Source organism: Pseudoalteromonas sp. SWN29, from assembly GCF_015864465.1.
Lineage (GTDB): Bacteria > Pseudomonadota > Gammaproteobacteria > Enterobacterales > Alteromonadaceae > Pseudoalteromonas.
Window position 1 is genome coordinate 62,411 of the sequence record NZ_JADYXE010000019.1, and the last position, 15,933, is coordinate 78,343.

The 15,933-nt window shown below is 39.3% G+C and carries 7 protein-coding genes; 3 read left to right on the forward strand and 4 right to left on the reverse strand.

What is annotated here, in order from left to right; translation table 11 throughout:
• The first annotated feature begins 301 nt into the window (after positions 1-301).
• Together I6F53_RS09325 and I6F53_RS09330 are read left to right on the forward strand one after the other, a co-directional pair.
• On the forward strand, positions 302-2,437 hold the full coding sequence (locus tag I6F53_RS09325) for a multiheme c-type cytochrome (protein WP_197239340.1): 2,136 nt from the start codon (positions 302-304) through the stop codon (positions 2,435-2,437).
• Between the two features lie 344 nt (positions 2,438-2,781).
• Positions 2,782-5,322, forward strand: a complete 2,541-nt coding sequence (locus tag I6F53_RS09330; protein ID WP_197239342.1) for a TonB-dependent receptor — start codon at positions 2,782-2,784, stop codon at positions 5,320-5,322.
• A gap of 70 nt (positions 5,323-5,392) precedes the next feature.
• Here I6F53_RS09330 and I6F53_RS09335 read toward each other — a convergent pair whose 3' ends face one another.
• The 4 genes from I6F53_RS09335 to I6F53_RS09350 form a co-directional block, all read right to left on the reverse strand.
• Complete coding sequence (locus I6F53_RS09335) at positions 5,393-7,321, reverse strand: CRTAC1 family protein (protein WP_197239343.1); 1,929 nt, start codon at positions 7,319-7,321, stop codon at positions 5,393-5,395.
• Between the two features lie 12 nt (positions 7,322-7,333).
• On the reverse strand, positions 7,334-8,377 hold the full coding sequence (locus tag I6F53_RS09340) for a family 16 glycosylhydrolase (protein WP_197239344.1): 1,044 nt from the start codon (positions 8,375-8,377) through the stop codon (positions 7,334-7,336).
• 157 nt (positions 8,378-8,534) lie between these two features.
• The gene (locus I6F53_RS09345) at positions 8,535-10,322 is read right to left on the reverse strand and encodes an Ig-like domain-containing protein (protein WP_197239345.1); all 1,788 of its coding nucleotides are present in this window, start codon (positions 10,320-10,322) and stop codon (positions 8,535-8,537) included.
• A gap of 62 nt (positions 10,323-10,384) precedes the next feature.
• Positions 10,385-14,095, reverse strand: coding sequence for a TonB-dependent receptor (locus tag I6F53_RS09350; protein ID WP_166109286.1), 3,711 nt, complete (start codon positions 14,093-14,095; stop codon positions 10,385-10,387).
• Between the two features lie 687 nt (positions 14,096-14,782).
• Here I6F53_RS09350 and I6F53_RS09355 point away from each other — a divergent pair.
• Positions 14,783-15,933, forward strand: a 1,151-nt coding sequence (locus tag I6F53_RS09355) for an IS1634 family transposase (RefSeq protein WP_197239346.1), incomplete at its 3' end; no start/stop codon positions are given.

Sequence of the window (15,933 nt, forward strand, 5' to 3'; positions counted from 1 at the left end):
AATATTAATTACACCATAGCTAACATATTGGTTATATTAGACTATTACGGATAGTTAATTTAATGGTTGAGTTGTAAATAATGCGTTTATAAATCACAATATCGCTACACTAAACAAAACATAACAATATTGCAAACATATGATGTATGATATTTTGAAATTAATTTTTCAATTTCTCACTATTACTTAAGCCTAATAACATTGTCAGTTTAAAGGCAAAGCCTATTTACTGTGTGCTTAGCTGCGGCCTGTTATTTAATTTTAAGTATGCATTGGTGTGCTATTAAAGGTGGATTCTAAAATGATAAATATAAAAAACAGCCTTTTTGTTGTTCTTTTTTTATGCAGCTGTTTTTCAGCGATTGCAAATGATGAGTGCCAGTCTTGTCATCAACAACAAACCCATGATTGGAAACAGTCAGACCATGCAAACTCAATGGCTTTAGCCAATAAAGATACCGTGCTTGGTGATTTTAATAATATAACCGCGACCCATTTTTCTCAAAAAGCCGTATTTTATAAAGAAAAAGAGGCCTTTTTAATTGATTTGACCGAGCAAGGTACTAAAAAAACGTACACCGTAAGTTATGTATTTGGCTTTGACCCCCTGCAACAGTATTTAATTGAAGTTGAAAAAGGCAAATACCAGGTATTTCCTTTTGCATGGGATAGTCGCGCTAAATCACTAGGCGGTCAGCGTTGGTACGCCAACTACGCTAACGAGGATGTAAAACCCAGCGACCGTCTCCATTGGCTGCAACCTCTGCAAAACTGGAACGGCATGTGCGCCGATTGCCATTCTGATAATTTAAAGCGTAATTACACTACTGAAAAAGAAAGCTTTGATACGCACTTTTCAAACATAAATGTGGGCTGTAAATCTTGCCACAGCGATATAACGGATGAACATAAAACTAAAAAAATAATAAAGACAGCTCAAACAAGCCCTACCAATATGTCGCAGTGGAAAATAATTGGCGATAACAAAATTGCTACTTGGCAAGGTGAGCCGCGCGATAACAGCTTTATGCAAGGCTGTTATGCATGTCACTCGCTTAGAAGCCCGCTGACTGATGGCTTTGATAACAGCCAAGCGTTTTTGGATCAATTTAGCCCTTCATTTTTAGAACCGAATTTGTATCACGCCGATGGCCAAATTAAAGAAGAAGTGTATGTGTTTGGCTCTTTTGCACAAAGTAAAATGTACAAAGCCGGGGTTAACTGTGTTGACTGCCACGATAAACACACCATGAAAGTTAAAACAAAAACGAATGGGCTGTGCTTACAGTGCCACAGTGCCAGCGAATATAACAAACCCGAGCATCATCGCCATAAAGAACAATCAACCGGTGCACAATGTGTTAGCTGCCACATGCCAACCAACAGATACATGGGCGTTGATGACAGACGCGACCACAGCTTTAAAATTCCGCGCCCTGACATATCAATAAAATACGATACACCCAATGCGTGTGTGCAATGCCACGACGGTCAAACAAACGAATGGGCAGCAAGCACGCTTGAAAAATGGCATGGTAAAGCACCGCCATTAAGTGCAAGCGAGCACAGTATGCTTGAGTTACGCTCATTAAAAGCGATATCGCAAAATGCACATATGAGCTTAATTAATGACTTTTCGTTAAATGAAATAGACCGCGCCAGTGCAATTGCCTATTTAGGTAATTCGGGCGCTGAGCTAAACGATGCCACAGTAAAAAGTTGGGTTAATTCGCCGCTCCCGCTTATTCGCTTAGCGATTGCTAAAGTAGGCTTTTTACTCCCCGAAGCAGAGCGCTTAAAAAGCTACAAACAACTATTAACCGACAAATTAAAGTCGGTGCGTGTTGCTGCAGCGCAAAACCTAAGCCAAACAACAGCGCAGTTAAACGGGCTTAATCAATCAATTATAGAGCTTGCACACGCCAATACCGTCAATACATGGCGCGGTGAAGGCAACATCAATCAAAGTATGCTCGCGCTTAATAAACAAGACATAAACGGTGCTATAAAGTCGTTACAAAAAGGCATTAGCGTTGACCCTTACTTTGATGCAAGTTATGTAAATTTAGCCGATATTTATTATCGCCTTGGTCAAACAGCGAAAATGCAAAGCACGTTAAACAGTGGTTTAAAGGCCGTACCTACGTCTGCGTCGCTGCACTATGCAAACGGTATGGCGCTTATTAGAAGCGGTAACAAACCCGCTGCGGTTGACTCGTTTAAACACGCAATGGCACTTGAGAATAATAACGTGCAATACGCTTATTTATACTTTTTAGCACTAGATAGCATTGGCTCAACAGCGCAAGCCGTGAGTGAATTAAAACTCAAAATTGGTGCTTATAATAATGCGCCGCAGCTTAAAAATTTAGGAATGAGCTTTGCTCAAAAGCTTAAAAATGCTGAGGATTACCACTTTTTTGCTCGTTTAAAATAATTTTTAAAAATTGAATTATTTTTCATTCTAAATTTGTAATTTAGATTAGAGATTAAAATTCAAACACTTAACTTAATAATCTTGTGTTACTTAAACGGTAATACAAGGTTATAACCTCAATATCACAAGCAACATTTAATAAACAAGTAATCAACACATTGCACTTGCAAACATCATATGTTTAAATTGTTAGAATGAATCATTCGTGATTATTTACACTTCTTGATTGCTTATAGCTTTATCGCAATTAAGAGTCGCTGTTTAATTAGCCTGATTCTAAATAACAGATACTGCCGTTGCATTATCTGCACACACAGTAATTATGAAGAAACGGAGTGGTTAAAATGCTTAAACACAGTAAATTGCATACAGCAATATTACTTGCATGTTGTTCTTTATCAGCTTTCACACACACTGCATATGCACAAGAAGAAACAACCGCAAAACAAGCTAAAAGCAATTCAGACGATTTTGAAGTTATTTTAGTGAGCGCACAAAAACGCGATCAAGCATTAAAAGAAGTTCCCTCTTCAATCGAAGTGCTAAGCGGTGATTTAATTCAAGAAATTGGTATAGATAATGGGTTTGATCTAGTCACCTACTTACCTGGTTTTGGCATTGATGACAGCAGTGAAATACGAACTACAACATTAAAAACACGTGGTATAGGCACTTTTACAAATTCAATTGGCTTACAGTCTTCAAACCTAGTCGTTATAGATGGTGAAGTATTACCTCGCCAATCAATGCTTAACTTACCTATTTCAGATGTACAGCGTGTAGAAGCAATGCGCGGCCCACAAGGGACTTTATTTGGCCAAAACACATCAACAGGCCTATTGCATTATGTAACTAAAAAGCCGCAACTAGATGACCGAGTTTCAGGCACGGTTAGAGCACAAGTTACTGAGTTTGATGGCACTGATTTTAGCGGCACCGTAAATGTACCACTTAACGAAAACTGGGCAGCTCGATTTAACGCACAATACAGTGATATTGATGGTTGGATAAAAAACACCATGCCTGGTGAAGAAGATTACACTATTGGCGCAAAAACAACGAAAGCTGGTCGCGGCCAACTTTTGTACGACAACGGTGAAGAGCTAAACGTACTATTTCGCTTAGAATATTCAGAGACAGACACAAATTGTTGTTCTCTTACTCGTTTAGGTGGAATAAACCCAGATTTTGGCCCTCGTCCAATCGTTAATGTAAAAGACGATGGCACTATTGAAGGCACAACCTATAACCGTGTAAATCCTGAGTCTACTTTTGAAGAAGCCGGCGGCCCGGTTACATCACGTAATGCAGAAGGTAACTTTGGTAGAACAGAAAATTTTGGCTTTTCAATATCGGCTGATTACTACCTAAATGATGAAATTACACTTAGCTATAATGGTAGCTACAGAGATTTTGATTTATATAACAGTTCAGCATTTTTTACTATTAATTTTCCTGTAGAGCGAACCGCTTTTGGTGGTAACGAATCGGTTGATGTTCTTCAACAAGAGTTTCGTATTTCGTCATTTAATAATGAAAAATTTGATTGGGTATTAGGTCTTTTTTACCATGATACCGACGGTCAGCGCTCTGAAATACGTGACGGTTGTATTGCAGGTAACCGTGGCTTTATTGAAGGCGGCGAATTAACAGGGTGTTATTCAAAGCAATCTACCGATGCTTTTTTAGCTAACTATGCAACTACTGGCGATGACGACCGCTCATTACTAACACCTTCTCGCTTACTAAATAGTGGTGATTTTACAACTGGTTTTGAAAACGTCGCTATTTTTGGACAACTTGAATACCAAATAACTGAGCAATTAGATGCTACTTTTGGTTTTAGATTATTACACGAAAAAAGTGATGCAACCTTTGCACGTACAGATTTGGCAACACCTTCTACAGGTGTTGGAATGGAAACATTCAATGAAGTATTAGAACTTGCTCAAACAGATCCATCGCTTATTTTACGCCAAGACGCGCCAACTAAATTTGATAACTCAGACACCGCATTTATATACAAAGCGGTTGTAGGTTATGACTTTACTGATGATATTCGCGGTTATGTGAATTATTCTACCGGCTATAAAGGGGCATCTTACTTTGTAACAACAAATACCGATCCTGCCGATGCAGACAACTTCCCTACCGATCCTGAAAACTCTTCAAACTTTGAAGTAGGTCTGCGTTCAGCTTATTTTGATAACGATTTACTGTTTAACTTTACGTACTTTGATATGAGAGTTGACGATTATCAAGTACGTGCCAGCCGTGTAATAGATGAAGAAAATAACATTATTTTTGCAGGCTATGTAAACGCAGCACAAGCACGTTCAACCGGTATTGAAGCCGATGTAGTGGTTAAAATATCAGATAAATTAAAGTGGTCGTTTAACTACGCTTATTTTGATGCTCGCTACGAGGACTTTGCTGATACACCTATAAACTGTCCTGCTGGTGATGGTGGTCTACTTGCTTCTCGTTGTACAACTGATTCAACAGGCTATCAGAGCTTTGATCAAACGGGTTTATCTTTCCCTAATAATGCTGAGCAACAATTTTTAAGTACTATTTCATATAATACACAAATTGCTGATACAGGCTGGAATGCTAATACACGTGCAGTTTGGCGTTATAATGGCAGCCATACACAATCAATTAACGAACTTGCCTTTGGCGAATCAGCTAACCCATCGTCAAGCATTTGGGATGGTTACTTAAGCGTAAGCAAAGATAACTTACAGTTTAGTGTATTCATTAAAAACTTATTTGATAAGTCGTACACTACTCGCCAACGTATAAACTCTGAAGGTTTTGGGGAAGCATTCTATCCTCGTGACTGGAGTCGTTATGTGGGGGCAAGTGTTCAATATAGCTTTTAATAGATAACGAAAACTAAATACAAAAAAATAGCGCTTAATAAGCGCTATTTTTATATCTGCATTTAATTACTTACAGCGGCTCTTTTCTTCCAACTAACTCCCCGTTAGCGTCATTTATAACTGCATTGCTAATATCTACATGCTCATTATTACTCCAACGAACCGATACATTATTTATCTGTGTACACGTACCTAAACCAACGTGTAACTTATTATTTTCGCTTTGTGAAAAGCCAGCACCTGTTGCGCCTACAACACGCTTATAATTTTGCCCACATGCTTTTATAGTCGCAGTAGCTCCCAATGCCGACACACCGGCTTTAGGCGAGTAACCAATATTAGTGACTAAAAAGTTATGCTGCGTATCTAAAGCTGTGTTATTAGTAAATAAATGCCAACGGCCGCGCTCGTTTGAGTAAATTAAGTCAAGGTCGCCGTCATTATCATAATCAAAGGCCTGTGCGCTGCCCCCTGTTGCTCCAAGCTCAGTTGAAATAACACCATGATTTTGTAAAGCCTTAAAGCCTTTACCTTGCTGATTTAAATACAGTAGCTGCTCGTTGGCTTTTGCCGGATTGCCATAACGTAATACAAATAAGTCACTCCAACCATCGTTGTTAAAATCTCCGGCTACAGCACTGGTTGTGGGTTCGCTAAGATTAATATTTAGCTTGGCTGTTGCATCAACAAATTTTCCTTGCTGGTTTTCTAATAATACCGCTGGTAATGGCTCAAGCCCTTTTACCTTGGGTGAATTAGTCACTCTTTTAATAACACCGGCTGTAGGGGATCTAGTATCCCCCGCTACGCGCCAAGTATCATTACCTAAGTAACCTATATATAAACCTTTTTTATTTAGCTTTTTAGGCCAGCCAGCAGCTTGCTCTTTTGTTACCTTTACCGTACGTTCACTGCCGCCGTGCCCTTGTAATGCTAAAGGCGCACTATTTTTACCAATAAACACATTAAAATGGGGGTAAGCCATTTGCAGGTTTTCTATTTCAAAGTCACCTTCGATTTTAAAATCTTCAAATTTAAATGCTTCGTTACGAGTAAAAAAAGCAAAGTTTTGAGATTGAGCATCGTAAAAGGTGTGTTGCTCAAATTGGTGTTTAGCGCGAGTTAAAAATAAATCAAAGTCACCGTCATTATCAAAATCGATTTCGGTCATGCTGCTTACATGGCTAATATTGCGATTATTTCCTAGTACAGCCTTACTTTTATTTTTATAACCTAAATCAGATTTACTCTGCGCTACAACAATGTCATCTCCGCCGTAAAAAAATAAATCATCGTGCCCGTCATTATCAAAATCACTAACTAAGGCTTTATAACCAAGCCATTTTGCAGTAGGTAAGTAATCGACAAACTTAAAATGATTATGCCCTTCGTTTTTATATATATGGTTGGCTCCCTTTTTTTGCTTTTTAAGCGGAAAAGCAGAGAGCATTAAATCTAAAGTGCCACTGTTATTGCCATCAATTAATTTAACCGCACGTCCGCGTGTACGTTCAAAATTATCAAACGTTTCTCCGCCTTCAACAGTCCGGTCATGATTTATTTGAAACGATACAGGTAAACGCGGTTTTAGGCCTCCACCACCGCCTTGGGCTATTATTAAATCCATACGACCATCTAAGTCGTAATCAGCAACAGCCACGCCGTGTGTGTCGCCTTTAATAATTATCTGTGGTGCTGAAAAGGTATTGTTTTTGTTATTCCAAAAAATTTTTACTGCGTGGGTATGCTCAGTAATTAATACATCTTGATAGCCATCTTTATCAAAGTCTGCAATCAGTGCACTGTCCCATTTACGACGCGATAGTGGCTCAAAAGGTATAATATTGTGCGATTCGCTAAACATTAATTTATTACTGCTGTTGTCGCTTAGCGTTTCATTGCTTGCCCTTTGAGTGGTGTTACATCCATAAAGCAGAACACTTGTAGCGATCAGTGATAAACAAAATAACGTGTTTGCTGGCTTACTATTTTTTTTCATTTAACCCACTCCTTACTTAACTGACTGTAATGGTTTTTGTTGCCACACACGGATGTATTCAATTTCAAAGTCGACCACACCATCATCTTTTTTGCCCTCAGGGCTATTACGTTCAAGCTCTTCTTTACTTTTTGGTACGCCATGCCAAGGAAAAGTCTCCTGATCAAGCCATAAAAACAGTGGCTTAGTGGCTACATAGCCTGTATCAACCCCGCGGTGCTCTTTTGCCCAAGCATCAGCTTGTGCTGCAGATACTTCGCTAAATAATTTACCGTCAACATAGTATTTAATTCCTTGGGCGCTCCAATCAATTCCATACACGTGAAAGTCATCGGCTACTCTAAAGCCTAAGTCTTTTCGTTCTGTGTAAGTGGGCTTGCCCATTACCTTTTTATTCCAATCGCGGATTGACCACCATAACTCACTGTCTATGTGATCTTTTTTAGGGTCGAGCGAGTCGCCAAATAATTCAAAAAAGTCAACTTCTAACTTTTCGCCCATCGACCAAAATGCACTGCTCACTTGCGCATCAGCGGCTTTGCTTTTAATTTCTATGTATCCGTACTGAAATGACTTTCTGCCAATAAAGCATGCCGTTGTGAGGTTTTCGTATTTAAGTGCATCACCAAACACGGGTTTATGTATTTTTTGTTCAAAAGGAAAGTCGGGCTCCCAACGTGTTTCTAGCTTTAGTTTGCCATTTTCTAGGCGGTAGTTATTACCCGAAAATTGCGAAGGTGCGCGGCCTTTCCATACTTTTTTATTTGGATTATCTGGATGCTTATAAACAGGTTTACCGTTTTCAAGTTTACCCACAATGTACCAACGTTCTTCATCGATAGTGCTGGCTTCAAATTCATCACTTACTTGGGTGTTAAGTACCCATTTACCGGTGTTTTGCGGATCTGTTAAAGGCAATAAGTTATTTTTAGTTTGGGGAAGCTTTTGCGTGTTAGTCGTCGCATCGCTGCTACAACCGCCAATGGTTATTACCGACAATAATGCTGCTGTGAGCGTCAATTTATGTGTTTTTATATTTTTTTGCGTGTTGTTCATGATGTCTCATTATTTTGTATGTAAGTTTGTGTGAAAGTTAAAAATTAATACGTAAATAAATAGATTTTTTAGTGGCTTATAAGCAAACAAAACGACTTTAAACCTATTTAGTTTAAAGCCGCTTTAATTAATATTATGTTATGCGTCTAGTACTCGCTTAAATATCGATACGCGTAACGGCGTAATCGTCAATCAAGATTGAATCACCCGTTGGCAGTCCATACACTTCCCAAAGGGTAAACACATCGGTAATTGAGCTCCATGTTGCTGGAATAGCCCAGTCGCGTTGATTAGTTGAATCCTCTACAAACTCGATGTATTGCCACTGCGTAGTGGCTGCGAGTGCTGCGCTAAATAAGCCCGCTTCTGAGTAACGACCTGTAAATCCATTTGCATCCTCAGGTATGCCGTCATAAACCCACGGTACAACAACATGGCGCAACGTAACGGGTTCAACAGGCACTTGATTTAACTTAACCCATACGGCATAACGGTATGTTTTACCAACAGACTCGGCACCACGTCCATAGTTGGCGCTATACCAGTTACGTTGTTTATTCCAAACTTGCTGAGTTGCAAAAGAGTACGGTGTATTCGCTTCACCTTGAGTAGCAGTACCCGCTGTAATTTCAAGCGAACGACCATTACCCGACACAGAGGTTGCCGATACACTATAAGTGGCATTACCTTTATAAGGTGCGCCTTCACCATTGAGGTTAAAGTCGGTGTTAAAGCCTGCTTCGTGTTCAGACACACCCGGCTCACACATTTGGTTATTAACAGTATTAACCGTAATACTTTTTTGCGAAATAAGTGATAAAGGTGTACTTGCTGTATCGCCATCAATAAGTTCAACCGTTACCGTATTTGGGCTGTCTATTGTTGTAGGTGCTTTAATGGCAAGTACTTCTCCAAAGCCGCTTTTTGCGGTTAAGCTTTTCGTAAATGAAACTTCATCGTTAAGTGTCCAATCAAAAGTATATTCGCCGCTTAACTCTGCGTTTAGTAAAGCCGGCTGCACTTCTACACCACTGACCACACAGATTGGAACGTCCTTGTTACCTGAAGAAGCGCCTAACTCGTTTTTATCGTCGTTTGTTATTGCAAGACTAAAAGCACCTGTCACTGTAAGTGTGGCGCTTGCTGAAGCTTCGGGGTTATCAACACTTGTGGCTGTAATAGTCGTTTCACCGGTATTTTTAGCGCTAATAAGGCCATTTTCATCAATGGTTGCAATATCTTCATCTGCAATTGAGTAAACAAGTGCGGGGTTACACGCGTAATTTGGTATCGCTGATGCGAATACACTTGCTTGACCACCAGCAGGGATTTCAATCGGCGAGACGCTGACCTCAGTTACAACATCATCAATCGCATTGACAGTTAATTGTAATGTACGTGTAGGCAGTGCGCCGCCCGCAGCAATAGCTGCACCATTATTGATAGAATATGTAATGTTATAAATAACTTGGCTCGGAAAGTCTAAGTTACCATCAGCAATAGGGTTACCATCGCCATCTAAAGCGCCTCTTATATCGGTTTGGTCGCATTGTCTTAATGCCGCCGAAAACGCATCGGTATTTACAACTAATTTAGTGCTATCACTTGATTGCGTGAAAGGTGAAATTCGGTGTGATGCAATAGTATTAGCACTTGTTTGTGGGGTAGTGAAATTATTATTAGCCACAAACTCTAACTCACTTACGTTTATGGTTGCACCTGACTCAGAGGCTGGTTTACCGTCGATTGTTACGCCTTGCAGTAAATCAATTTCTTGAACTCCGGACTCTTCATTTAATGTGCTCGTGATCACTGCGGTATCGATTACAAGTGCTAAGTCAGATTTAAACTGCGGATCGTAACCTTCATCCGTTCCGCCGCACCCTGTTAATACTGAAAATATAATACTGCTAATTGCTGTTTTTATTAGTAAGTTATGTTTCATCTTACTCTCCAAGATTTGTAAGGCAGCGCGCCTAACGTGGCCCGCTGCTAATAGTTTCTCAATTAAAAGGTACCGCGAAGACCAACACGGAACTGACGACCTGTTTTCCAAACTGATGCTGTACGCGAAGTAGTCACACTGCCATCTTCAATTGCATTACCTTCATCAAGCACAACCTCTTGCGAGTTAGCTTCAAACGCATTACGACTAAATGAACTGGTGTAATAAATTCGGTTAGTTTCATCAGTTAAGTTAAGTGCCTGAAAAGTTAAGCTAAAGTTTTTATTAATTTTATAACTTGAGCTAAAGTCCAAACGATGGGTTGCCTCTTGCCATGTAGCGCCGCCAACTAAACCTCGGTTAACTAATTGATCCCCGGTGTAGCGACTCGCTAAACGTAATTGAATCCCTTTTTGTTCCCAATACAGTGTTGTATTTAGAGAATGCTTTGGAGTGAAAGGTTGTGGTAGTGGTTTTAAAAATATATCGGTATTACCTACCTGCTGACGATCAGATTCTGAATCTTGGTAGGTATAGTTCATGTTTAAACCTAAGCCACCCCAATAACTTGGTAAAAAGTCATAGTTTTGGTTGTAACCTAGTTCAACACCTTTAATATCTGCGCCTTTACCATTGGTTACTGTGGTTACGTTTACAACGTCACATTCAATGCGCCATTGGTCAAAAAAGCCTGCAACTTGCCTAAGTGGCATACAATCTTCTTCGCCACCTGGTGCTCTATTCTCATCGTAATCAAGTAATAAATCGGCTGTTTGTAAATCGTATTCGGTCCTAACGTCTTTATAGTGATACGGAACAACCACCGTTTCTTCAAAGTCTTTCATATCTTTGTAAAAGAACGCTGCCGACAGCAAGCCTGAATCGCTAAAGTACCACTCATAAGACAAGTCGAGATTGGTTGATTTAAGCGGTTTTAAATTTGCATTACCTGCTGAGCCATTAGCAGAGTCCCATTGTTGCTCAAAAATTTGTGTACGTGGGTTTAATGAATCAAAACGAGGACGCGTCATGGTTCTACTAACAGCAAAACGTGCAATCATTTCTTCGTTAACTGCATAATTTAAGTTTAAGCTAGGTAAATAAGCGTCATGTCCGCCTTTTTTAGTTACCCAAGCAACGCGGTCTTGTACTTCACGTCCGCTACCTTGTGTTCCTGTAAATGAAGTTGTTCTGTCTAAAAATGGCCAAATTTGTCCGTTACTTGCAAAGTGTGCCCATGCATTAGCTGACGTGGGAACTAAATTTCCGTTGCTGTCGTAAATTAAAGAAGGTAATGCATTGTTAGCTATAATGTTGCCATTTTCATCTACAAACACTTGCTGATTTACACCCAGTCCGGTGTTGCCATCAGCCCCGGGAATTACAAACTGACCCGTTTGCGGATCAACAGGGAAAGTAGCTGGGTTTGAGCGGTTATACGCATGAGTGATTTGCCATGCCCAACAGTTTTGTAGCTCAGCATCGTTTGTAGGTGTGTAACGATGATCAGGCTGACCCGTGTCAGAGACCCCCATAACAGCTGCCGGGCAGGCATCTAAATTTGTATTTGCTAAACCACGCTCAACTAACAAATTATACGCATCAACCATTTGTGGAAAACGCGTATAGTTAATACCGCCTACGCCTGTTGCTGTTGTGTCATCTTTTACATACCTAAGGCCTAAGTTACCTGTTAGCTTGCCATCCATCAGCTCAAAGTTTGCTTTAAAATAAGCGGCTTTTGTTTCGGTTTCAATATTACGACTGCCTGTAATGGTTTCTCGTATACCTACTTCGCCTGCATCTTTACCTGAAACAATTTCAAGCGCTTTTTCGGCATCTAGTAACGGCCAGCCATTAAAAAACTGTGCAAAACGATCTGATTGAATATCTTCACCAAAATTATCGTAAGGATAGGCACTATCAGCCACTATATCGGCTAAGCGAATTGTACCAAGCCCACGTACTTCAAACGCTTGATCAGGGTCTTCTAAATCTATTAAATCACTGCCATTTGTGGTTGCTCTATTTTGAATAGAGACATCTTTTTTACGATTTGACCACTTAACTCCAAATTCAAGCGATCTAATAAAGTCGCCATCAAGCGCATAGTCAAAATCAACAAAAAGCGACTTGTTTGTATCCGCTAATTTGTTTTTACGAAGCACTAAACTACCTAAGTGATTGTGCTGCATGTCATATGGATTAAAACGGCTGTATACCGCATTAGATGTACCATCAAAGGCATCAAACTCCCCTGGAGTAACGCCAGTTGAGTAACTACATTCTCCATTGCTGCCACAGTCGTAGCCAACCATTTCGTGGCTACCATCGGGCATTGATTCAACTATTTGACGACCTGCCGTGCCCCATGTGGCTGTACTAATAGAGATGTAACGGTCTTTTTCATCATCGTCTGGTGTTTCATCTGTCGTTTTAGAAAAACCAGCTCTTACATTCATATTTAATGAATCGGTAACCTGATAATCAATATCGAGTGACGCTACATTAGTATCAATTTCTCTAAGTCCGTAGGAGCGAACAAAGTTACCACCTGTAGAGCGGCTACTTGATTGCTGCAAGGTATTGGTCGATAAATCAACCCCGTTTAGTGCTGTATTGTCATCACCGGCATAAATTAAAGGTGTTACAGGTCCCATGTTTAAACGTAGTCGTTGACTGTCGGTTAACACATCTTGCTCTGTATGAGTTACATCTAGCTGAATATCGAGTGACTCTGTTGGTTGGTATTGAAAACCTGTAGACACTGACAAGCGATCTCGTTGGTCATTATTTAATGTAAAATCAATAACCTCACGCGCTAAAACAAATAAATCACCTTCATGTAATATTTGCGTTTCAGGGTCGTAATTATTAAGTGAACTCAGTGGGTTTAATAATGCTTCTCCATTTTCACCAAAAAGCTTATTTCCATCAGCATCACGTTGATTGCCAAGTACCCTGATTGCTTTGCCTGTAACAGTGTCATGTGCTGTACGGCCAGTCGCATCATCTAAATCAACAATAGGAATTGCGCCGTTAGCCCAATCGGTATTGATACGATCTTGTCGTGTTTTTTGGGTATCTTTAGAGGCGGTTATAATAAAGCCAAAGGTGTCGTCGAAGTATTTATCAGAAAAGCTAAAATTAATGCGTGAGTCACTTTCATCAGAAAACTCGTTGTAGCGCCCTTCAACCGTAAAAGAACGACGTGGTTTGTTTAAATTTAGCGGTTTTACAGTTCTAAGCACAACACTTGCGCCGAGTGAGCCTTCATCGTTATCTGCAGAAGATGTTTTAATTACATCGATAGATGACAATATATCTGACGAAAAAGAGCTTAAATCAACACTGTTATCGTTAGTAGCACCCGCACTAGAGCCATCGGTACTTAGTCCACCGGTAAGTGCGACACCATTCATTGATATTTGATTTAAAGAAGGTCCGGCACCACGAATTGATATACGTGTTCCTTCACCGCCCTCTTCTTGAATACTCACCCCTGTTACTCTAGATAGTGCATCAGCGATGTTTTGATCTGTTGATTTACCTACATCTTCAGCATGAATTGAGTCACTTACGTTGTCGGAAAAGCGCTTTGCGTTTACCGCTTTTCGTAAGCTACTTTTGATCCCTTGGACTTCAATTATTTCGATATCTTTTTGTAGTTTTATTTTCTCTTTTTCTTCATCTTCTTGTGCAAAAGCAGATGATGAAATAAGCGAAGCAATAATAGCTGCAGAGACTGCTGATAACCTAAAGTTATGCTGCATTGTGTGCTCTCCTGTTTATCGGCATCGTTTTTCTCAATGCCAGTGTGTGATGATGTTGTCTATTTTTATTGTTAGTTAAGCGCCACAGATAAAATGAATGAACGTCCTGGTATCCTAATTTCGTTTCAGAGCTTTGCTTAACTTGCGATCAAGTTAAACATATGATGTTTATATTTACAAGTCGTTTACTTTGATTTTTACATTTTTGTTTCTTTTTCAAACGAAGTAATTTAAACCGCTGTTTTTAAACAATTTAAATTCATTAATATTTAAGTGAAAGTAACGTAGATATTTTTATGTTTTATACAAAACAAAAAAAGAGACTCAAAATCCCCATTAATAAATAAAATATGTTGTTGAAAATGATCAAAATTGAGTTGTTCAGAAAGAAATTTACGAGGGTTTATAATATTAACTTATGCTCATTAGAATATTTACAGCTATCAAAAGCTGCCAATCAGCAGTTTTGAAAGCGGTAAACCAAATGTATTGCCCATAAATCTAAAGCTCAAACATACACGGCAATACACACGATTTTAATTTAAGAACCTAATTTAAGCGCTTAACTTAAATTAAAACCTTACTTATTATCTGACATTGATCAGACCAATATCAAAAATTTCTATTTAATTTAAGCGCTTAAACCTCCTTAATTTGATAAAATAACACCTCAACTTTGAGGTGTATATGAATCTAAAAATCAAACGGTTAGACCATCACGGTATTGTTTCTGGTGTTATAGAAGACTTAAAAATTGTCAGCCTTTTAGATCAATACTTACCTCAAGACGATAAACAAGAAATCACCCCAGGTGAAGCCGTAAAAGGCATGATCATGAATGGACTAGGTTTTGCCAATCGACCTTTATCACTCAGCCCTCAATTTTTTACCAACTTGCCGCTTGAACATTTATTTCGTGAAGGGGTTCAAGCATCACACTTTAATCGTCACAAACTCGGTAGAACCCTCGACCAGTGTTTCGAGTTTGGCTGTGAAAGCTTATTTTCATTAGTCTCCGGACAAGCATGTGAAATTGAACACGTTGATAAAACGTTTGAATCACTTGATACAACCAGTCACTCGCTTACCGGTGAATATGCTTTCGATGATGAAGACAGTGATGAAAACGTCATTAAAATCACTCACGGTTATAGCAAAGCTCATCGTCCAGATTTAAAACAAGTCGTACAGGAAATCATTGTCAGTCAAGATGGAGGCATTCCACTTGCTTGTAAAAATTGGGATGGAAACAGTGCCGACACCGCTATTTTTAAAGCGCGAAGTAAGGCGCTTGTTAACGAGTTCAAAAAAAGCGAAGGCCCTAAATATCTTGTGGCTGACTGTAAACTTTATCATAAAAGTAATGCTGAGTTTTTATCTCAAATTCAATTTCTCACGTTAGTTCCTTCAACAATCTCTCTTGAAAAAGCATCGATAAGAACAGCTATTGTAACCAACCAATGGGTTAAAATTGACGATAATTATCAATATGTTGTTGAGGAAGTTAATCATATGGGGATAAAGCAAAGATGGATGGTTATTTATTCAAAGGCAGCCAATAGCCGAGCACAAAAAAGTATTATTCGACAAGTTGAGCGAGCGCACACCGGCATCAAAAAAGATCTTTTTCATTTACAAGCTCAACGTTTTTCTTGTCAAACTGACGCACAACGCGCATTAGATAAATTAGCGAAAAAGATGAAGCATCATCAAATAGCGACTCAGCAATTTATTGAGCATAAAGTCTATGAAGGTAAAGGGCGACCTAAAAAAGATGCGCGAGTAAAAAGTATTGAATGGCAAATCACTGCAGAAATTGAAGAAAACGAAACCGCAAT

Bases quoted from the DNA above. Each gene is read 5' to 3' on its own strand.
- I6F53_RS09345 (WP_197239345.1), bottom strand. From the start codon at position 10,322: ATGAAACATAACTTACTAATAAAAACAGCAATTAGCAGTATTATATTT.
- I6F53_RS09340 (WP_197239344.1), bottom strand. From the start codon at position 8,377: ATGAACAACACGCAAAAAAATATAAAAACACATAAATTGACGCTCACA.
- I6F53_RS09335 (WP_197239343.1), bottom strand. From the start codon at position 7,321: ATGAAAAAAAATAGTAAGCCAGCAAACACGTTATTTTGTTTATCACTG.
- I6F53_RS09325 (WP_197239340.1), top strand. From the start codon at position 302: ATGATAAATATAAAAAACAGCCTTTTTGTTGTTCTTTTTTTATGCAGC.
- I6F53_RS09330 (WP_197239342.1), top strand. From the start codon at position 2,782: ATGCTTAAACACAGTAAATTGCATACAGCAATATTACTTGCATGTTGT.
- I6F53_RS09350 (WP_166109286.1), bottom strand. From the start codon at position 14,095: ATGCAGCATAACTTTAGGTTATCAGCAGTCTCTGCAGCTATTATTGCT.